Source organism: Streptomyces sp. NBC_01390, assembly GCF_045040105.1.
Lineage (GTDB): Bacteria > Actinomycetota > Actinomycetes > Streptomycetales > Streptomycetaceae > Streptomyces.
In genome coordinates, this window is sequence record NZ_CP109551.1 from 9,392,036 (window position 1) to 9,411,982 (window position 19,947).

General features: G+C 69.6%; 19 protein-coding genes and 1 pseudogene. 14 read left to right on the plus strand and 6 right to left on the minus strand.

Features of this window, described 5'->3' with window-relative positions:
* Positions 1–5: 5 nt before the first annotated feature.
* The 3 genes from OG241_RS42135 to OG241_RS42145 form a co-directional block, all read right to left on the minus strand.
* On the minus strand, positions 6–1,295 hold the full coding sequence (locus OG241_RS42135; RefSeq protein ID WP_405823266.1) for an HRDC domain-containing protein: 1,290 nt from the start codon (positions 1,293–1,295) through the stop codon (positions 6–8).
* A gap of 229 nt (positions 1,296–1,524) precedes the next feature.
* Complete coding sequence (locus tag OG241_RS42140) at positions 1,525–2,184, minus strand: response regulator transcription factor (RefSeq protein ID WP_319095917.1); 660 nt, start codon at positions 2,182–2,184, stop codon at positions 1,525–1,527.
* Between the two features lie 345 nt (positions 2,185–2,529).
* Positions 2,530–3,195, minus strand: a complete 666-nt coding sequence (locus tag OG241_RS42145) for a DUF3000 domain-containing protein (RefSeq protein WP_405823268.1) — start codon at positions 3,193–3,195, stop codon at positions 2,530–2,532.
* A 129-nt stretch (positions 3,196–3,324) separates the two neighbouring features.
* Between OG241_RS42145 and hemE the strand changes: the two genes are divergently transcribed.
* Both hemE and OG241_RS42155 read left to right on the plus strand, forming a co-directional pair.
* Entirely contained in the window at positions 3,325–4,419 is a 1,095-nt protein-coding gene (hemE, locus tag OG241_RS42150) for a uroporphyrinogen decarboxylase (RefSeq protein ID WP_405823269.1), read from the plus strand.
* 75 nt (positions 4,420–4,494) lie between these two features.
* Positions 4,495–4,623: pseudogene (locus OG241_RS42155) on the plus strand (LacI family transcriptional regulator); the annotation flags it as partial.
* A 138-nt stretch (positions 4,624–4,761) separates the two neighbouring features.
* Here the strand turns inward: OG241_RS42155 and OG241_RS42160 are convergent.
* Together OG241_RS42160 and OG241_RS42165 are read right to left on the minus strand one after the other, a co-directional pair.
* Entirely contained in the window at positions 4,762–5,592 is an 831-nt protein-coding gene (locus OG241_RS42160) for a methyltransferase domain-containing protein (protein ID WP_405823271.1), read from the minus strand.
* A complete protein-coding gene (locus OG241_RS42165; protein ID WP_405823273.1) occupies positions 5,589–6,605 on the minus strand; it encodes a methyltransferase domain-containing protein in 1,017 nt (338 codons plus the stop codon). The genes OG241_RS42160 and OG241_RS42165 overlap by 4 nt, the downstream gene beginning before the upstream one ends.
* A 296-nt stretch (positions 6,606–6,901) precedes the next feature.
* On the opposite strand from OG241_RS42165, the gene ispH reads away from it, so the two are divergent.
* The 3 genes from ispH (at position 6,902) to ispG (ending at position 11,065) form a co-directional block, all read left to right on the plus strand.
* A complete protein-coding gene (gene ispH, locus OG241_RS42170) occupies positions 6,902–7,852 on the plus strand; it encodes a 4-hydroxy-3-methylbut-2-enyl diphosphate reductase (protein WP_405823275.1) in 951 nt (316 codons plus the stop codon).
* Between the two features lie 232 nt (positions 7,853–8,084).
* Positions 8,085–9,908, plus strand: coding sequence for a 1-deoxy-D-xylulose-5-phosphate synthase (locus OG241_RS42175; RefSeq protein WP_405823277.1), 1,824 nt, complete (start codon positions 8,085–8,087; stop codon positions 9,906–9,908).
* Entirely contained in the window at positions 9,905–11,065 is a 1,161-nt protein-coding gene (gene ispG, locus OG241_RS42180; protein ID WP_405823279.1) for a flavodoxin-dependent (E)-4-hydroxy-3-methylbut-2-enyl-diphosphate synthase, read from the plus strand. The genes OG241_RS42175 and ispG overlap by 4 nt, the downstream gene beginning before the upstream one ends.
* 82 nt (positions 11,066–11,147) lie before the next feature.
* Here the strand turns inward: ispG and OG241_RS42185 are convergent, their stop codons facing one another.
* Positions 11,148–11,480 (minus strand): helix-turn-helix transcriptional regulator, encoded by a 333-nt coding sequence (locus OG241_RS42185; protein ID WP_405823281.1) that lies wholly within the window; start codon positions 11,478–11,480, stop codon positions 11,148–11,150.
* A gap of 423 nt (positions 11,481–11,903) precedes the next feature.
* Between OG241_RS42185 and OG241_RS42190 the strand changes: the two genes are divergently transcribed.
* The 9 genes from OG241_RS42190 (at position 11,904) to OG241_RS42230 (ending at position 19,947) form a co-directional block, all read left to right on the plus strand.
* Positions 11,904–12,827, plus strand: coding sequence for a PucR family transcriptional regulator (locus tag OG241_RS42190; RefSeq protein WP_405823283.1), 924 nt, complete (start codon positions 11,904–11,906; stop codon positions 12,825–12,827).
* Between the two features lie 83 nt (positions 12,828–12,910).
* Complete coding sequence (locus OG241_RS42195) at positions 12,911–13,156, plus strand: hypothetical protein (RefSeq protein ID WP_405826932.1); 246 nt, start codon at positions 12,911–12,913, stop codon at positions 13,154–13,156.
* 233 nt (positions 13,157–13,389) lie between these two features.
* Entirely contained in the window at positions 13,390–14,856 is a 1,467-nt protein-coding gene (locus tag OG241_RS42200; protein WP_405823285.1) for an FAD-dependent monooxygenase, read from the plus strand.
* A 61-nt stretch (positions 14,857–14,917) separates the two neighbouring features.
* Entirely contained in the window at positions 14,918–15,244 is a 327-nt protein-coding gene (locus OG241_RS42205) for a TcmI family type II polyketide cyclase (RefSeq protein ID WP_405823287.1), read from the plus strand.
* A complete protein-coding gene (locus OG241_RS42210; RefSeq protein WP_405823288.1) occupies positions 15,241–16,512 on the plus strand; it encodes a beta-ketoacyl-[acyl-carrier-protein] synthase family protein in 1,272 nt (423 codons plus the stop codon). The genes OG241_RS42205 and OG241_RS42210 overlap by 4 nt, the downstream gene beginning before the upstream one ends.
* A complete protein-coding gene (locus OG241_RS42215) occupies positions 16,509–17,720 on the plus strand; it encodes a ketosynthase chain-length factor (RefSeq protein WP_405823289.1) in 1,212 nt (403 codons plus the stop codon). Before OG241_RS42210 ends, OG241_RS42215 begins: the two co-directional genes overlap by 4 nt.
* A gap of 98 nt (positions 17,721–17,818) precedes the next feature.
* Positions 17,819–18,079 carry an acyl carrier protein gene (locus tag OG241_RS42220; protein ID WP_405823291.1) on the plus strand — a complete coding sequence of 87 codons (261 nt, stop codon included), beginning with the start codon at positions 17,819–17,821 and terminating at the stop codon, positions 18,077–18,079.
* A gap of 22 nt (positions 18,080–18,101) precedes the next feature.
* Positions 18,102–18,920 (plus strand): 3-oxoacyl-ACP reductase FabG, encoded by an 819-nt coding sequence (fabG, locus tag OG241_RS42225; RefSeq protein WP_405823293.1) that lies wholly within the window; start codon positions 18,102–18,104, stop codon positions 18,918–18,920.
* 58 nt (positions 18,921–18,978) lie between these two features.
* Entirely contained in the window at positions 18,979–19,947 is a 969-nt protein-coding gene (locus OG241_RS42230) for an aromatase/cyclase (RefSeq protein WP_405823295.1), read from the plus strand.

The window sequence follows — 19,947 nt, forward strand, 5'->3', positions numbered from 1 at the left end:
AATCCCTACGGCGCCTCGGCGGAAAGCGCCTCCACCAGCACCGGGGTGACCTGCTCCACCTGCCAGGCCCGAGCCCCGTACCCGGCGAGGGCCGCGGCCACGGAGTCGGCGTCCACGGAAGCGGGCGGCTCCCAGCAGACCCTCCGCACCGTGTCCGGAGTGATCAGGTTCTCCTGGGGCATGTTCAGCCGCTCGGCCAGCGCGGAGACGCCGGCCCGCGCGGCGGACAGCCGGGCCGCTGCCTCCGGGTCCTTGTCGGCCCAGGCCCGCGGCGGCGGCGGCCCGACGACGGGCTGCCCGGGCTGGGGCAGCTGCGAGTCGGTGAGCGTCTTCACGTGATCCACCGCGGCCTGCCACTGCTCCAGCTGTCGCCGCCCCATCCGATGCCCGAATCCGGTCAGCGCGGCGAGCGCGTTGACGTTCACCGGCACGGCGAGCGCGGCCTCGACGATCGCCGCGTCCGAGAGCACCTTGCCCGGCGACACGTCCCGGCGCTGCGCGATCCGGTCCCGGGTCTCCCACAGCTCCCGTACGACGGCGAGCTGCCGGCGCCGACGCACCTTGTGCATGCCGGACGTACGACGCCAGGGGTCCTTGCGGGGCTCCGGCGGGGGCGCCGACGCGATCGCGTCGAACTCCTGCCGGGCCCACTCCAGCTTGCCCTGCCGGTCCAGCTCCTTCTCCAGCGCGTCCCGCAGGTCGACCAGGAGTTCGACGTCAAGGGCCGCGTACCGCAGCCAGGGCTCAGGGAGTGGCCGGGTCGACCAGTCGACCGCGGAGTGGCCCTTCTCCAGTACGAAGCCGAGGACGCCCTCGACCATCGCGCCCAGGCCGACCCGGGGGAACCCGGCCAGTCGTCCGGCCAGTTCGGTGTCGAACAGCTGAGTGGGGATCATGCCTATCTCGCGGAGACAGGGCAGGTCCTGTGTGGCGGCGTGCAGCACCCATTCCACATCGCCGAGTGCCTCGCCGAGGCCCGACAGATCGGGGCAGGCGACGGGGTCGATGAGTGCGGTGCCCGCGCCCTCGCGGCGCAGCTGCACCAGGTAGGCGCGCTGTCCGTAGCGGTAACCGGACGCCCGTTCGGCGTCGACGGCGACGGGGCCGCTGCCCGCGGCGAACGCGGCGATCACTTCGGCGAGCGAGTGCTCGTCGGTGACGACCGGCGGAATTCCGTCACGTGGATCGAGGAGTGGGACCGGCGCCGGAGCCTCAGAAGATCCGTTGTCGTCCGGAGGGGCGCCTCCGGTGGTTCGCAGTGAGCTGTCTGCTGCGGTCTCTTGGGCTTCGGTCACCTGTCAAGGGTATCTGTGTATGGACGGCGCCCGCCGACGGAACGTTCCGTCGACGGGCGCCTTGGGGTCGTAAACCGGTCACGTGTCACACGTGTCAGTGAATTCTGTCGGTCATCTCGGTCAGGAGTGGTGGCGAAGCGGTCGTCAGCGGCCGGTCGCCCATGGTCGTGCGTCAGTGATCAGGGGCCGGGCTCAGGAGCGGTGATCGGGATCGGGATCGGGATCGGTGTCAGTGGATGATTCCGGTGCGCAGGGCCACCGCCACCATCCCGGCGCGGTCGCCCGTGCCGAGTTTGCGGGCGATCCGGGCGAGGTGGCTCTTGACGGTCAGTGCGGACAGGCCCATGGAGACGCCGATCGCCTTGTTCGACTGGCCCTCGGCGACCAGTCGCAGGACCTCGACCTCGCGGCCGGACAGCTCGCGGTAGCCGCCCGGGTGGCTCGGGGCACCCGGGGGGCGGCGGTGCATACGGGCGCCGGCGCCGATGGGGGCGGCGCCCGGCCGGCTGGGCAGGCCGATGTTGTTGCGGGTGCCGGTGACGACGTAGCCCTTCACACCGCCCGCGAGGGCGTTGCGTACGGCGCCGATGTCGTCGGCGGCGGACAGGGCCAGGCCGTTGGGCCAGCCCGCGGCACGGGTCTCGGACAGCAGGGTGAGCCCGCTGCCGTCGGGCAGGTGGACGTCTGCGACGCAGATGTCGCGGGGGTTGCCGATGCGGGGACGAGCCTCCGCGATGGACGAGGCCTCGATCACGTCGCGCACACCGAGCGCCCACAGATGGCGGGTGACGGTGGAGCGGACGCGGGGGTCGGCCACGACCACCATGGCGGTCGGCTTGTTCGGGCGGTAGGCGACCAGGCTTGCGGGCTGCTCAAGAAGAACGGACACCAGGCCTCCTGGAGTGCGGAACGGATCCGGCCCTGGGGGTGAAACCGGATCGACCGTGCTTTCAAGGTCACAGAGGTCTTCGGCATCAAACCTGTGCTCCTTTAGAGAAAGATCACGATCTGGTGAGTAACAATCCGTGCAATTCGGACACGCGATCGATCATCCGAAGATCGAACGGTTTCGCTCTGCGTCGATACGCGGCCGAAAGTGGCCGTATCGACAAAGAGCTACTAAAGACGGCGTGCCGATACCGGCAGAAGGAGCGCACCTGGAGGGGGCGCAAAGGAACGGCCTTGCGGTCCCCGTACAGGGACCGCAAGGCCGTTCAGCAGGTCGGGCCGGGGTTCAGCGGGACTGGGGCCCGCGTCGCTGAGGGAGCGTCACCACCGACGCGTCCCCGGGGCCGGCCGGCGGCAGGCCCGCGATCTGGGCCAGCAGGTCGCACCAGGAGGCCAGGTGGGACGCGGTGTCCGGGACACCGCCCAGGCCCTCGCGCGGCGTCCAGGAGGCGCGGATCTCGATCTGGGACGCGGCCGGCCGCTCCGACATCCCGCCGAAGTAGTGCGAACTCGCGCGCGTGACCGTGCCGCTGGCCTCGCCGTACGACAGTCCGCGCGCCTGGAGCGCCCCGGTCAGCCAGGACCAGCACACGTCGGGCAGCAGCGGATCGGCGGCCATCTCCGCCTCCAGTTCGGCCCGCACCAGCGTCACCAGCCGGAAGGAGCCCTGCCAGGCGTCGTGCCCGGCCGGGTCGTGCAGCAGGACGAGCCGGCCGTCGGCCAGGTCCTCCTCGCCGTCGACGACCGCCGCCTCCAGGGCGTACGCGAACGGAGCGAGGCGCTGGGGCGCCCGCGTCGGCTCGATCTCGATCTGCGGCCTCAGCCGCGCGGACCGCAACGCGTCGACGGCAGCCCGGAAGGGCAACGGAGCCGTCTCCCCATCCCGGTCCCCCTCCTTCGCGTCGTCCATTTCGCCAGCGCCGTCCGACAGTCGTCCCTGTGCCGCAGCCATGCGGGGAAGATTAAGGGGAACGGAGCCTCCGTGCGGGGAGAGACACCCGTGGAACGGACCACAGTCCGGTAGGAGCCGCCGACAGGGCCGTTCGCGGGACTGTCGGTGGGGCGTGCGAGACTTCTGGTCGTGAGCGCGAACCAGAGCCCCGCGGGCCAGCAGCCGACAGCGACGTCCGCCGCCGTCAAGAACGACGCCGTGCAGGATTCCGCCTTCCTCAAGGCGTGCAGACGCGAGCCGGTGCCGCACACGCCCGTGTGGTTCATGCGCCAGGCCGGGCGCTCGCTGCCCGAGTACCGCAAGGTCCGCGAGGGCATCCCCATGCTCGAGTCCTGCACCCGGCCCGAGCTGGTCACCGAGATCACGCTCCAGCCGGTCCGCCGGCACAACGTGGACGCGGCGATCTACTTCAGCGACATCGTCGTCCCGCTCAAGGCCATCGGCGTCGACCTCGACATCAAGCCCGGCGTCGGCCCGGTCGTCGAGAAGCCGATCCGCACCCGCGAGGACCTCGCCCAGCTCCGCGACCTCACCCCCGAGGACGTCCCGTACGTCACGGAGGCCATCGGCCTGCTCACCCGCGAGCTCGGCGCCACCCCGCTCATCGGCTTCGCCGGTGCGCCCTTCACGCTCGCGAGCTACCTCGTCGAGGGCGGCCCGTCCCGGACGTACGAGAACGCCAAGGCGATCATGTACGGCGACCCGCAGCTCTGGGCCGACCTCCTCGACCGCCTCGCCGACATCACGGCGGCCTTCCTCAAGGTCCAGATCGAGGCGGGCGCCAGCGCCGTCCAGCTGTTCGACTCCTGGGCCGGCGCCCTCGCCCCGGCCGACTACCGCCGCTCGGTGCTCCCCGCCTCGCAGAAGGTCTTCAAGGCCGTCGAGGGGTACGGCGTGCCGCGCATCCACTTCGGTGTCGGCACCGGCGAGCTGCTCGCCCCCATGAGCGAGGCCGGCGTGGACGTCATGGGCGTCGACTGGCGCGTCCCGCTCGACGAGGCCGCCCGTCGCGTCGGCCCCGGCAAGGCGCTCCAGGGCAACCTCGACCCGACGGTCCTGTTCGCCTCCACGGAGGCAGTCGAGGCGAAGACCCGCGAGGTCCTCGACTCCGCGAAGGGCCTCGAGGGCCACATCTTCAACCTCGGCCACGGCGTCATGCCGAACACGCCGCCGGACGCCCTGACGCGCCTCGTGGAATACGTCCACACGAACACGGCCCACTGACCCGGGCGCCCGCAACGATCGGCACACCGTGGCCGAAGCCGGGGCGGAACTCCTCGTACGGCACCCGGAGATCGCGGGTTCGACGACGTTCCGTTGGCTCAGCGCACCGAGCCGCGCCTGACCACCGTGCGTCAGCCGGTGGAGGAGGCGTCCGTGGCCTGGCGCCACGTCATCCTCCGTACGGAACCGGTCGTTCGTGAGTCGGTGCGCGACCGGCGACAGACCCCGCGCGGCTACGGCTGCGTGCGCGCGGGGACTGTGCCGAGCCCGGGAGCTGCCCGTGGGGTCGAACTCGTCACGGAGAACGGCTCAGGACTCGGGGAGCGCCAGGAAGTGCCTCGACTATGCGCGGACCGCGGTCAGGAAGACGTAGCCGCTCTCCGGGATGGAGCCGAACCTGCGCACGAAGTCGATGAGCGAGTCGGCCCGTTCCTTGCCGACCAGATCGGCCAGCTTGTCGCTGACGGTCTCGAAGGCGTCGGCCATGAGCCCGAGGGTACGGATGACGTTGTCGGTGATGTCACGGATCTCCACGTCGACGAAACCGCTGGCGGCCAACGCCACCCGGTATTCGTCCACGGTGCCCAGGGAACGCACCGCGTAGTTCTCGCAGATGTGGTCCAGGACCACGCGTCCCTCGGGGCTGACCGGGTCGCGCTGGATGACGTCGGCGATGGCGAGGCGGCCACCGGGGCGCAGGACGCGGGCGGCCTCGGAGAGCACATGGCCACGGTCGGGCATGTGCCACATCGACTCGAACGCCCAGGCCGCGTCGAACGAGCCGTCGGGGAAGGGCATGTCCATCGCGTCCCCGAACTGGAACGTGGCCCGGTCGGCCAGCCCGGCCTTGGCCGCGTGTTCCGTGGCCTCCTGGGCCTGGACGTGGCTGACGGTGATGCCCACCACGTTCACGTCACAGGTGCGGACGAGCCGCTGCGCGGGATGGCCGATGCCGCAGCCGATGTCCAGGACCCGCTGGCCGGCCTGCGCGCCGAGACCCGAGATCATCAGGTCGGTCAGACGGTCTGTGGCCACCTCGACGGAGCTGTCGTCGGCGTCGTTCTCCCAGTAGCCGTAGTGGATGTTGGGGCCCCACACGGAACCGTAGATCCGACCGAACCCGTCGTACACGTCGCGGACGTCGCTGGGCGCGGGGGACTGTTCGACCGTCATGAGGCACTCCCTGTCGTGGACTTCAACTCGAAGCGCAGGAAGCCCAACTGCAGGCCGCCTGCCCGCCATTCCTTGCCGAGTGCCTGGTTCGCCAGCAGCGAGATCCTCAGATCCCTGCGCGCAACCGGTGAAATGTCGCTGTCGCTGTCCAGTACCGCCTTCGTCCAGGCGGCACTCTCCTCCCAGAACGGCGAGGTCTCCGACGTGGCGTCGACTTCGTCGACCAATTCGAAACCGGCGGCCCGAGCGGCTTCCACGTAGTCAAGTACCGTAGTGGGTTTTGTGTAGAAGTACTCGGCCCACACATCGGCCCCGTGCGGGCGGGTGGTGAACACCTCCTCGATGCACACACTCCCGCCCGGACGAAGCACGCGCGCCAGACGCTCGAACCACTGCGGACGGTTGAAATATCCGCTGCTCTCGATGGCCACTGCCGCGTCGTAGGGGCCGCCGTCCAAGGGGAGATGCATCGCATCGGAGACCAGTGCTCGGACCTTCCCACCCAAACCGCATTCGCGCGCGAATCCCTCGACTATCGGCGCGTGTTCCGGTGCATTGGTGACCGCTGTCACGTCGGCACCGTATTCCTGGGCCCAGAAGAGCGAGCCCCCGCCGAGACCGCAGCCGACATCCAGGATTCGTCCCGACAGTCGGTGTTCAGCGCCCCAGATCTTGGCCGCGTACCGCAGGAGACCCTCTTGGTGAAGCCGTACGCTGCGGCGAATGTCATCCGGTGTCGGATCGGAAGCATACGGCGGCACATCGGAGGAAGGGTAATAACCTACATGGTAGTGAATCCTGGGCCCGGGCCCGTATTTGCGAACAAGCTTCGCTGTTTTTCCGTCGTAGTACTGGCCGACTATTTTTACCTCATCCTGAGGGGCCAGTGCTGTCTGGGTTGAACCAGAGAATTCATCCAGATTTGTCACGATCACTTCTCCAGGAATCGGATGCGACGACGGACCGTTGTACCGGGGAAATCCGGAGTCGCCTCGAAATTGGGCGGCGACCATCGGATTCCATCGTGGAGGGCACCTCTGGTCGTGTCAACTACGTGGAGTGAGCAAGGTCCAACCTTGGGAAAAACCCCAAAGAATACGGCGTAGACCCTGGATTGGACTATTCTGCGGATTGGCGGCTGCTGTACGCGGCGCCAAAGTCGTGTTCGAGTCAGGCCATTAAGCCGGCACTCGAGGGCGGACAAGACTTCTGAGAAGGACTCGGTTCTACCGACCGGCGTGGATGCCCTGTACGGCGACGCGAAGCCGGGCGTGCCGACGCGGACGCCACGGCACGGAACGGAGTGGGAATGAGTGGCGGTAAGCAGGTCCTGCTGGCCGAGCCGCGGAGTTTGTGTGCCGGCGTACGCCGGGCGATAGCCATCATCGACCTCGCGCTGGAACAGCACGGCGCGCCGATATACGTCCGCAAGGAGATCGTGCACAACCACTACGTGGTGCGCGAGTTCCAGCGCCGGGGTGTCCGCTTCGTCGACTCCGAGCAGGAGGTGCCGGAGGGCGCGGTGTGTGTCTTCTCCGCGCACGGCGTCTCCCCGCAGGTGCGGCAGAACGCGGAGGCGCGCGGGCTGGACGTGCTCGACGCGACCTGCCCGCTGGTGGCCAAGGTGCACCAGGAGGCCCGCCGGTTCGCCCGGGACGGGCGGACGTTGCTGCTGGTCGGGCACGCCGACCACGAGGAGGTCGAGGGCACCTTCGGGCACGCTCCCGACCGGACGATCATCGTCGAGACGGTTGCCGACGCCGAGGCGCTGGACCTTCCCCCCGACGCACCGGTCGCCTACCTCACCCAGACCACGCTCTCGGTGGACGAGACCAAGGACATCATCGCCGTACTCCGGCGCAGGTTCACCGGCCTGCGGGGGCCCGCCACCGACGACATCTGCTACGCCAGCCAGAACCGCCAGGACGGCATCAGGGCCATCGTGGACCGGTGCGAGTTGGTACTGGTGGTCGGTTCGGTCAACTCCAGCAACTCGGTCCGGATGGTCGAGGTCGCGCGCAGGCTCGGCGGCCGGGCCGAACTGGTGCCGGACGTGACCCACTTCGACCCCGCATGGCTGGCCGGCGTGAGCACGGTCGGGGTGAGCGCCGGGGCGAGCGCGCCGGAGATCCTCGTCGACCAGCTGCTCGACCGGCTCGCGGAACTGGGTTACGCGGACACGGCCGTGGCCCGGGTGGCGACCGAGGACATCGTGTTCTCCCCGCCCGCGCGGCTGACCGAAGCGGCGGACACGCCGTGACCGGGCGAGAGCGGGCGAGACCGGGCGGCTCCTGTCGCCGCCGGCCCCGACACGCCCCACCGGTCGAGACCACCCCACGCCCTGAGGGCGACCTTCACCTTCATGGCGAGCCGTACGAGAGTCCCCGCCGGCGTCGGCCGGCACCCGAGGCCGTCGGCCGGACCGGCAGTCCGAACTGACCGAGCGGGTGGCCGTGGCCGCCCGCCGCACCCGGTGAGGAGCACTGTTCGACATGGCGCTGCTGGAAACCGTGCGCGACCCGGCGCGGCTGCGTGAGCTGACCGCCGGGGAGCTCCGCGACCTCGCCGGAGAGATCCGCGCGTTCCTGATCGAGCGGGTCTCCGCCACCGGGGGACACCTCGGGCCGAACCTGGGAGTGGTGGAGCTGACCATCGCGTTGCACACGGTGTTCGAGTCCCCGCGTGACCGGTTGCTGTGGGACACCGGGCACCAGGCTTACGTGCACAAGATCCTCACGGGCCGTCAGGCCGGGTTCGACCGGCTGCGCAAGTCGGGCGGCATCTCCGGCTACCCGAGCCGGGAGGAGTCCGAGCACGACCTGGTGGAGAACTCGCACGCGTCCACCGCGCTGTCCTACGCCGACGGGCTGGCCAGGGCGGACGCCCACCTCGGCCGACGCGACCGGGCGACCGTCGCGGTCATCGGCGACGGCGCGCTGACCGGCGGTATGGCCTGGGAGGCGCTCAACAACATCGCGGGCGGCCCGGACCGGCCACTCGTCATCGTGCTCAACGACAACCAGCGGTCCTACGCGCCGACGGTCGGTGGCCTGGCCGAGCACCTGGCCGACCTGCGGAACGGGGGCGCCCCTGCAGTGTTCGAACAGTTCGGGCTCTCCTACCAGGGCCCGATCGACGGCCACGACCTGCCCGCTGTCCAGGACGCCCTGCGCCGCGCCCACGCGCTGGGCAGACCGGTGGTGGTGCACGTGATCACGGCCAAGGGCAGGGGCTGTTCGCACACCGAGGCCAACGACCTGGACCTGGGCCACGCGATCAGACCGATGGACCCGCGCACCGGGCAGGCGCTCGGCGCGTCGGCCCGGTCGTTCACCTCGGTGTTCGGCGCGACGCTGGTCGAGCTGGCCGAGCGGCGCGAGGACCTGGTGGCGATCACCGCCGCGATGACCGAGCCGACCGGCCTGCTGCCGCTCCAGCGGAAGTTCCCGGACCGGGTGATCGACGTAGGCATCGCGGAGCAGCACGCGGTCACCATGGCCGCCGGGCTGTCCATGGGCGGGGTGCACCCGGTGGTGGCCATCTACTCGACGTTCGTCAACCGCGCGGTCGACCAGTTGCTGATGGACGTGGCGCTGCACCGCCGCCCGGTCACCTTCGTCCTCGACCGGTCCGGGGTCACCGGTGACGACGGGCCGAGCCACAACGGCATGTGGGACCTCTCGGTGCTCCAGGTCGTGCCCGGCCTGCGGATCGCGGCGCCGCGGGACGGCACCCGGCTGGCCGAGCTGCTGGGCGAGGCGGTCGCGTGGGACGAAGGTCCGACTCTGCTGCGGTTCCCCAAGGGGCCCGTCGGCGAGGACCTGCCGGCGGTCGCCACCTTCAACGGGCTGGACGTGCTGTGCCGCTCCGGATCGCTGGACGTGCTGATCGTCGCGGTCGGTGCGCTGGCGGGGCTCGCGCTCACGGTCGCCGAGGGCGTGCGGGCACAGGGCATCGGGGTGACCGTGGTGGACCCGAGGTGGGTCACCCCGGTCAACCCCGCGCTGGCCGACCTGGCCCGCCGCCACCGGGTCGCGATCACGGTCGAGGACAACAGCCGCGTCGGCGGTGTCGGTTCCGCTATCGCGCAGGAGCTGCGGGACGCCGACGTACGTACCCCACTGCGCGAGTTCGGCATCCCGAGGCGGTTCCTCAGCCACGGCTCCCGGGCCGAGGTGCTCGCCGCCTGCGGGCTGACCGCGCAGAACATCACCAGGGTCGTGGTGGAACTGCTGACCGGCCTCGACGCCGCACCGGCGCCGGCAGGCATCGACGACGCCGGCACCTGGCCGGTTCACTCGGAGGAGGAACATTGACGTCCGTCGCTTTGGGAATGCCCTTGCCGCGCAGGGGTGAGGTCCCGCTCTCGGTGGCCACGCGGCGCACTTCCCGCCGGATCACGGTGGGCACGGTGCCGGTCGGTGGCGGCGCGCCGGTGTCGGTGCAGTCGATGACCACCACGCCCACCGTCGACATCGACGCCACGCTGCGGCAGATCGCCGAGCTCACCGCGGCGGGCTGCGAGATCGTGCGGGTCGCCGTGCCATCGGCGGACGACGCGGCGGCGCTGCCGGTGATCGCGCGCAAGTCGGGCATCCCGGTGATCGCCGACATCCACTTCCAGCCGAAGTACGTGTTCGCCGCGATCGACGCCGGCTGCGCCGCGGTACGGGTCAACCCCGGAAACATCCGTCAGTTCGACGACCAGGTCGGCGCGATCGCCCGTGCGGCCATGGACGCGGGTATCTCGATCCGGATCGGTGTGAACGCCGGGTCGCTGGACAAGCGGCTGCTGCGCAAACACGGCGGCGTCACTCCGGAGGCCCTGGTGGAGTCGGCGTTGTGGGAGTGCTCGTTGTTCGAGGAGCACGGTTTCACCGACCTGAAGATCTCGGTGAAGCACCACGACCCGGTGGTGATGATCGAGTCGTACCGCAAGCTCGCCGGCCGGTGCGACTACCCGCTGCATCTCGGTGTGACTGAGGCGGGCCCCCGGTTCCAGGGCACGATCAAGTCCGCGGTCGCGTTCGGCGCGCTGCTCGCCGAGGGCATCGGCGACACCATCCGTGTCTCGCTCTCCGCGCCACCGGTCGAGGAGGTCAAGGTCGGCGCGCAGATACTGGAGTCGCTGGGGCTGCGGCCACGGGGACTGGACATCGTGTCGTGTCCGTCCTGCGGTCGGGCCCAGGTCGATGTGCACACCCTCGCCGAGCGGGTCACCGCTGCGCTCGAGGGGTTCCCGGTGCCGTTGCGGGTGGCGGTGATGGGCTGTGTCGTCAACGGGCCCGGGGAGGCGCGCGAGGCCGACATCGGTGTCGCCGCCGGCAACGGCAAGGGCCAGATCTTCGTCAAGGGCGAGGTGATCCGTACGGTCCCGGAGTCACAGATCGTGGAGACCCTCCTGGCCGAGGCCGTACGCATCGCCGAGGAGATGGGCGTGGACATCGAGGGGGGCGCGGACGCCCAGGCGTGAGTGGCCGCACGCGGTCCGACGAGCCGACGAGAGAACTCGTCGCCCTCAGGATGCGGATCGTGATCCCGCGAACCGGCGTGCGTCAATCCACGGCTTCACACGCGACGCGCGGGGGCCAGGATTCCGTTATCAGAATATTGAGGGCGTATGCCCTCGAAACCAAAGCGACACGATTCGGTGCCTGCAGTTTCTCGGACATTACGCGGACGTGATAGTCGATGGTCTTCGAGCTGAGGTACATCTCTCGCGAGAGTCGCCCGCTGGAAAAGCCGGCCGCAACGCCCTCCAGGATCCTGGCCTGGACTGAGCTGAGCCCCCAGTCGGGGGAAAGCGGACCGCAATTTTGATTTCTGGCACAGTCCGAGCGGCGAAAGCAGCTCTTCAGGCCGTTCTGAGGATTGTCCATGTCACCCATCCATCCCGTACAGCCGATCAGGCCAGGACCGTAATCGGTGAAATACAGAGTGAGGACCTACTTGATTGGCATCCTAGGTGTCCCGCTCATCCTTTGTCACCGGCGCCCCCGTGGTGCCCCGGCATTTTCCGCCCACCTCGGAATTCCCTCCCATTTTTGCGGCATGCAGGTCTTGTTCGTCCCTATATGTACAGAGGTGTGGCGTTGCCGGCCCGGCTAAGAGTCCGCGACCGGCGGGTAATATGTTATAAGGTTCAAGCAATTGTGTTAGCATGTCCATGCTCGAAGCCCCCCCCAACGGGCTTCGATGCGCCCTCGTGGACATGATGTGGAGAGTGTCGTGCCGAAAACCCCCACTGCTTCGGCGAGTGAATTTTCTTCGACGTTGCCGTCAATGCCTGTGGTAGGTCTGGGCGGTGAAAAATGATCGAAACGGCAGGCAGGTCGTTATTTCCGGGCGAGACGGACTGCTCGACGCCGGAGGAGGCCAGGGTCGCCGACTTCAGGGCGAAGGTGCGGGCCGCGGGGCGGCAGTGGACCGGTAACGAGCCGGACGAACTGGTCGAGCTGCTGACCAGGGCGGCGGCAGGCGATCCGAAGCTGGCCGCCATCGTGCGCGCCGGGGGGCGCCTGCTGCAGGACTTCCTCGACGGATACCAGCAGAAGGCCACTACGGATGCTTCGCGTGATCTGGCCGGCGACCTCGCCGACGGCCGTCCGCTGCCCGCGGACGTGTTCGCAGGACTTGCTCCTCGATACCTGATCGCCGCGGTGAGGCTCGCGGAGCCCGGCGGCCGCGAGGAGGACGCGCTGTGCTCGGTGTCGGGGCAGGACACCCTGCTGACGCACCGGGACGGCAACGTCGTGCTCTTCATCCCGGCGGGCGGTCCGGGCAGCGGCGAACGCTCGGTGAAGCGGCTGACCGAGTGCCTCGGCGGCAGGAGCTGGCTCGCGACCGCCGAACGGGACAGGGCGCAACTCGTCGACGGGTTCAACGAAGCGTCCTATGTGCTGAAGCTGGTGATGGCGGGACTGCGCCCGAGCGGCGCCTACACGATGTCGGACGTGCTGGTCGAGTACGCGGTCACCCTGAACGAGAGGGTGCGGACCGAACTGGCGTCGATGATCAGGCCACTTCGGGCGCACAAGGTCCTGTGGGAGACGCTGACCGCCTTCGTCGACGCCGACTACAGCCGGAACAAGGCGGCCCGCACCATGTTCATCCACCGCAGCACGCTGGACTACCGGCTGAGGCGGATCGAGGATGTCACCGGCTGCGACCCGACCAGCGGCAGGGGCGTGCAGATGCTGACAGCGGCGATGATCGCCGAGGCCCTGCAGGGATGACCGGGTGTGCGCGGATCGCCGTGCGGGACGGCGCGTAGCCGGCCCGGTCTCCTCGGCCACTGGCGTGTGTCCACGAGGCATTCGTGGTCGTCGACGTCGAGTTCGCGGGATCTGACCCGGACCGGCAGCGCGCCTGGGCCCATGTCGCCCTGGAGGCGCTGCAGGCCCTGGAGGCGCTGGAGAACGAGCCGGACGCGTACCCCGGTGGCATCTCCGCGCACTTCCACCTGACCCGGAGAGCGCCACCGTCAGCCGCTACGACCGCGCCCTCCGCCTGGTCCCGTATTGACATTCCTCTGACACTTCGCTGGGTCCCAGTCGATTCTTGACGTTTGTCTGATGATTCCTCACCGGTCTCTTGAATCGACTCCTTGACCCACCCCTGAAATGGCGAGGAAGATTTCTCTCAGTTACCCATTCTCGCATTTCGGGGCCCCGAAAACCCCGGCCATTGCTTCCCCGAGCCGGACCTGAATTTTCTTCTGCGGGTCGTGCCGGGCCCGTGTGCCCGGAATCTGCCGGAATTTCGCCGAATCCTTGTTGCAGCTACCGAGGAGGAGATATGGACGCCGAAGTAGTGGTCGTCGGAGCGGGACCAGCCGGAATGATGCTCGCCGGAGAGTTGCGGCTGGCCGGGGTCGACGTCATCGTCCTGGAGCGGCTGGAGAAACGTACCGGCGAGTCCCGGGGCCTGGGGTTCACCGCGCGCACCATGGAGGTCTTCGACCAGCGGGGACTGCTGTCCCGGTTCGGGGACATCGAGATCAGCAACCAGGGCCACTTCGGTGGTCTCCCCGTCGACTTCGCCGTACTCGACGGTGCCCACCAGGCCGCGAAGACCGTGCCGCAGTCCCAGACGGAGACGGTTCTGGAGAACTGGGTCGAGGAGCTGGGCGGGGACATCCGGCGCCGGCACGAGCTGCTCTCCCTCAAGGACACCGGCGATCTCGTGGAGGTGGAGGTCGACGGCCCCGACGGCGTGCACCGGCTGACCGCCCGCTATGTGGTGGGCTGCGACGGCGGACGCAGTGTCGTGCGCAAAACCATGGGCTTCGACTTCCCGGGCACGCCGTCCACGATGGAGATGTTCCTCGCCGACGTGAAGGGGCTCGACCTCAAGCCGCGCATGGTCGGTGAGACGCTCCCCGGCGGCATGGTCATGGTCGGCCCGCTCCCCGGCGGCGTCACCCGGCTCATCGTCTGCGAACGGGGCACGCCTCCGCAGCGGCGGGAGGTGCCGCCCGAGTACGACGAGGTGGCGGCGGCCTGGAAGCGGCTCACCGGCGACGACATCTCGTACGGCGAGCCGGTGTGGGTGAGTTCGTTCGGCAACGCCACCCGCCAGGTGACCCGGTACCGGCAGGGCCGCGTGTTCCTGGCGGGCGACTCCGCGCACATCCATCTCCCGGCCGGCGGCCAGGGCATGAACACCAGCATCCAGGACGCCGTGAACCTGGGCTGGAAGCTGGCCGCCGTGGTGCAAGGCCGGGCCCCCGAAGCGCTGCTGGACACCTACCACGACGAGCGACACCCGGTGGGCCAACGGCTGCTGATGAACACCCAGGCCCAGGGCCTGCTCTTCCTCAGCGGTCCCGAAGTCCAGCCACTGCGCGACGTGTTGACCGAGCTGATCACCTATCTGCCGGTGAGCCGGCACCTCGCGGGGATGGTCAGCGGTCTGGAGGTCCACTACCCGGTCGCCGGAGGCCGGCACCCGCTGCTCGGTCGCCGCATGCCGCACCTGGAGCTGTCCGGCGGCACCGCCGACAGCAGCACGGAGGCTCTGCGCACGGGACGCGGTGTCCTGCTCGATCTGGCGGACAACTCGGAACTGCGGCGCCGCGCCGGCGGGTGGCGGGACCGCGTGGACATCGTGACCGCACAGCCGAAGGACGCCACCGGCAACGGTCTCCCGGCGGGCACCACCGCCGTGCTGATCCGCCCGGACGGCTACGTGGCCTGGGCCGCGCCCGGCTGCCACAGCGACCTCCCCATGGCCCTGGACCGCTGGTTCGGCCCCGCCCGCTAGACCCACGGCCCCGCACGGCTGCCGCAGGACACCGGAAACAGCAGGACACGAAAGGAAATCCATGCACAGCACCCTGATTGTGGCCCGGATGGAACCCGGCTCCAGCGCGGACGTCGCACGGCTGTTCGGCGCCTTCGACGAGTCGGAGATGCCCCATCGCATGGGCACGCGGCGCCGTCAGCTGTTCTCGTACCGGGGGCTCTACTTCCACCTCCAGGACTTCGAAGAGGACAACGGCGGCCGGCTCATCGAGGAGGCGAAGACGGACCCACGGTTCATCGGGATCAGCGAGGACCTGAAGCCCTTCATCGAGGCGTACGACCCTGCGACCTGGCGCTCACCGGCCGATGCCATGGCCACCCGCTTCTACAGCTGGGAGGCGTCATGACCGGGCGACGCGTCGTCATCACCGGCATGGACGTCCTCGCTCCGGGCGGTGTCGGCGTCAAGAACTTCTGGAGCCTGCTGAGCGAGGGACGTACGGCGACCCGCCGCATCACCTTCTTCGATCCCTCCCCCTTCCGCTCCCGGGTCGCGGCGGAGATCGACTTCGACCCCGAGGCCCACGGTCTGAGCCCGCAGGAGGTCCGGCGGATGGACCGGGCCGCGCAGTTCGCGGTCGTCGCGGCGCGCGGCGCGGTCGCCGACAGCGGGATCGAGCTCGACTCCCACGACCCGTACCGCGTCGGCGTCACCATCGGCAGCGCCGTGGGCGCCACGACGGGCCTCGACCAGGAGTACCGGATCGTCAGTGACGGCGGCAGGCTGGCACTCGTCGACCACGAGTACGCCGTACCCCATCTCTACGACTACCTGGTGCCCAGCTCCTTCACCGCCGAGGTCGCGTGGGCGGTCGGCGCCCAGGGCCCCAGCACGGTGGTGTCCACCGGCTGCACCTCGGGCCTGGACTCGGTCGGCCACGCCGTCGACGTGATCCGTGAGGGCTCCGCCGACGTCATGATCGCCGGTGCGACGGACGCGCCGATCTCCCCGATCACCATGGCGTGCTTCGACGCCATCAAGGCGACCACACCCCGGCACGACGAACCCGAACGGGCGTCCCGCCCCTTCGACGGCTCCCGCAACGGGTTCGTGCTGGGCGAGGGAGCGGCGGTGTTCGTCCTGGAGGAACTGGAGAGCGCCAGACGGCGCGGCGCCCATGTCTACGCCGAGATCGCCGGGTACGCCACGCGCAGCAACGCGTACCACATGACCGGTCTGCGGCCGGACGGCGTGGAGATGGCCGAGGCGATCCGCGTCGCCCTCGACGAGGCTCGGATGCCCGCCGACCGCATCGACTACATCAACGCCCACGGCTCCGGCACCAAGCAGAACGACCGTCACGAGACAGCGGCGTTCAAGCGGAGCCTGGGCAACCACGCGTACCGGACCCCGGTCAGCTCCATCAAGTCGATGGTCGGGCACTCCCTCGGGGCGATCGGCGCCATCGAGATCGCCGCCTCCGCCCTCGCCATGGAGAACTCGGTCGTGCCGCCGACGGCGAACCTGCGCACCCCCGACCCCGAGTGCGACCTCGACTACGTCCCTCTCGAAGCACGTGACCAGCTCACGGACGCGGTGCTCACCGTGGGCAGCGGGTTCGGCGGCTTCCAGAGTGCCATGGTGCTGGCCCGGCCCGACCGGAGGGCGGCATGAGCCCCTCCGTCGTGGTCACCGGCCTGGGCGTCGCCGCGCCCAACGGACTGGGGGCGGACGACTACTGGAAGGCCACCCTGGCCGGCCGGAGCGGCATCGGCACGATCACCCGCTTCGACCCGAGCGGCTACCCCGTCCGACTGGCGGGCGAGGTACCCGGATTCACCGCGCGGGACCACATCCCCGGCCGGCTGATCCCGCAGACCGACCGGATGACCCAGCTCGGGCTGGCGGCGGCGGAATGGGCCCTGGAGGACGCCGGGGTCAAGCCGGGCGAACTCCCGGCCTTCGACATGGGCGTCGTCACCGCCAGCTCGTCCGGCGGCTTCGAGTTCGGCCAGAACGAGCTCCAGAAGCTGTGGGGCCAGGGCAGCGAGTACGTCAGCGCCTACCAGTCCTTCGCCTGGTTCTACGCCGTCAACAGCGGCCAGATCTCCATCCGCAACGGAATGAAGGGCCCCAGCGGAGTGGTCGTCAGCGACCAGGCCGGGGGACTGGACGCGATCGCGCAGGCCCGGCGCCAGATCCGTAAGGGGACACCGCTCGTCGTCTCCGGCGGTATGGACGCCTCCGTCTGCCCCTGGGGCTGGGTGGCCCAGCTCGCGAGCGGCCGGCTGAGCACCTGCGACGATCCCACCCGCGCCTATGTCCCCTTCGACGCGGAGGCCCGGGGGCATGTGCCCGGCGAGGGCGGCGCCATCCTGATCATGGAGGACGCGGCGGCGGCCCGGCGGCGCGGCACCCGCGTCTACGGCGAGATCGCCGGCTACGCGGCCACCTTCGACCCCGCGCCGAAGACCGGCCGTGAACCCGGGCTGCGCAAGGCGATCGAGCTGGCCCTGGCGGACGCCGAAGCCCAGCCGGGGGACATCGACGTGGTCTTCGCGGACGCGGCGGCGGTCCCGGAGCTGGACCGGGTGGAAGCGGAGGCGATCCGCGCCGTCTTCGGCCCGCGCGGCGTCCCGGTGACCGCGCCCAAGACGATGACCGGCCGCCTCTACTCCGGCGCCGCCGCCCTCGATGTCGCGACCGCGCTGCTGGCCATCCAGGACGGCGTCGTCCCGCCGACCACCAACGCCGACCCCGCCCCCGGCCACGACCTCGACCTGGTCACCGGTGAGGCGCGGCCCATGACAGTGCGCAGTGCGCTGGTACTGGCCCGCGGCCACGGCGGCTTCAACTCGGCGCTCGTCGTACGAGCCGTCTGACCGCCCGACCGGCTGACGCCATGGGGCGCCCCCGGCTCACCCGACCACCGCACCCCGAACGCCATAAAACCTCCCGAAACACCCTGAAGGGAACCGACATGTCTCCGTTCACGCTCGCCGATCTCAAGCGGATCCTCCTCGAAGGCGCGGGCTCCGACGAGGGCGTCGACCTCGACGCCGAGATCCTCGACACGGAGTTCGAGCAGTTGGGCTACGAGTCCCTCGCCCTGCTGGAGACCAGCAGCCGCATCGAGCGCGAGTACGCCATCGCCCTGGACGAGTCCGCGCTGGCCGACGCCACGACGCCGCGCGCGCTCATCGACCTGGTCAACACCCACCTCGCCGCAGCCGCGGCCTGAACCGAGTCCGGGAGCACGGAACATGACTGTCACCTCAGTCTCCGAACAGCAGGACGCCGTCAGCGCACCGACACGGGTCGCGCTGGTCTCGGGTGCGACGAGCGGTATCGGGCTCGCCGTGGCCCGGTTGCTGGCCGGTCAGGGTCACCGGGTGTTCATCGGGGCCCGTAACGCCGACAACGTCGCCACCACGGTCAAGGAGTTGCGCGCGGAGGGTCTGGATGTCGACGGCACGATCCTCGACGTCCGCTCGGCGGTCGATGTGCGGGCCTTCGTCCAGGCCGCCGTCGACCGGTTCGGCACGATCGACGTACTGGTCAACAACGCGGGCCGCAGTGGCGGCGGGGTCACCGCCGACATCGAGTACGAGCTGTGGCAGGACGTCATCGACACCAACCTCAACAGCGTCTTCCGGCTGACCCACGAGGTGCTCAACTCCGGCGGTATGCGCCACAAGGACCGTGGCCGCATCGTCAACATCGCCTCGACGGCCGGCAAACAGGGTGTGGTGCTCGGCGCTCCCTACTCGGCGTCCAAGCATGGTGTCGTCGGCTTCACCAAGGCCCTGGGCAACGAACTCGCGCCGACCGGAATCACCGTCAACGCGGTGTGCCCCGGCTATGTCGAGACGCCCATGGCCCAGCGCGTCCGGCAGGGCTACGCCGCCGCCTACGACACCACCGAGGCCGCGATCATGGAGAAGTTCTCCGCGAAGATCCCGCTCGGCCGCTACTCCAGCCCGGAGGAGGTCGCCGGCCTGGTCGGCTATCTGGTCTCCGACACCGCCGCCTCCATCACCGCGCAGGCCCTCAACGTCTGCGGCGGCCTCGGCAACTTCTGATTGCCCTTCCCCCCATCCCTGCCCCTTCCTGCCCCTTTCTGGAAAAGAGGAGAACAGCATGGCTCAGCAGGAACCCCGCGAGGTCGAGCACGAGATCAGCGTCGAGGCTCCGGCCGCCGCCGTCTACCGGCTGATCGCCGAGGTGGAGAACTGGCCGCGGATCTTCCCGCCCACCATCTACGTCGACCACGTCGGGCTCGGTGAGGGCGAGGAACGCATCCGGATCTGGGCGACCGCCAACGGTGAGGCGAAGAACTGGACGTCGCGTCGCACCCTGGACCCGCAGCGGCTGACGATCACGTTCCGGCAGGAGGTGTCCGCCCCGCCGGTCGCCGCGATGGGCGGCACCTGGATCATCGAGCCGCTGTCCGAGGCCGCCTCCCGGGTCCGTCTGCTGCACGACTACCGGGCGATCGACGACGACCCCGACAGCCTGAAGTGGATCGACGAGGCCGTCGACCGCAACTCCCGGTCCGAACTGGCCGCGCTGAAGACCAACGTCGAACGTGCCCACGCCGCCGAAGAGCTGACCTTCTCCTTCGAGGACACCGTCCAGATCGACGGCTCCGCCAAGGACGCCTTCGACTTCGTCAACGAGGCCGGGCTGTGGGTGGAGCGGCTGCCGCACGTGGCCTCCGTCCGCTTCACCGAGGACACCCCCGGGCTGCAGAGCCTGGAGATGGACACCCGCGCGAAGGACGGGTCGACGCACACCACCAAGTCCTACCGGGTGGCCTTCCCGCACCACAAGATCGCCTACAAGCAGGTCACCCTGCCCGCGCTGATGACCCTGCACACCGGCTACTGGACCTTCACCGACAACGACGAGGGCGTCGCCGCCTCCTCACAGCACACCGTCGTCCTCAACACCGCCAACATCGCCAAGATCCTGGGCCCCGAAGCGACCGTCGCGGACGCCCGCGCCTACGTACACGGCGCGCTGAGCACCAACAGCCGCGCCACCCTCAACCACGCCAAGGACCACGCCGAGAAGCACGCCAAGAACCACGCCGAGAGCAAGCGCTGA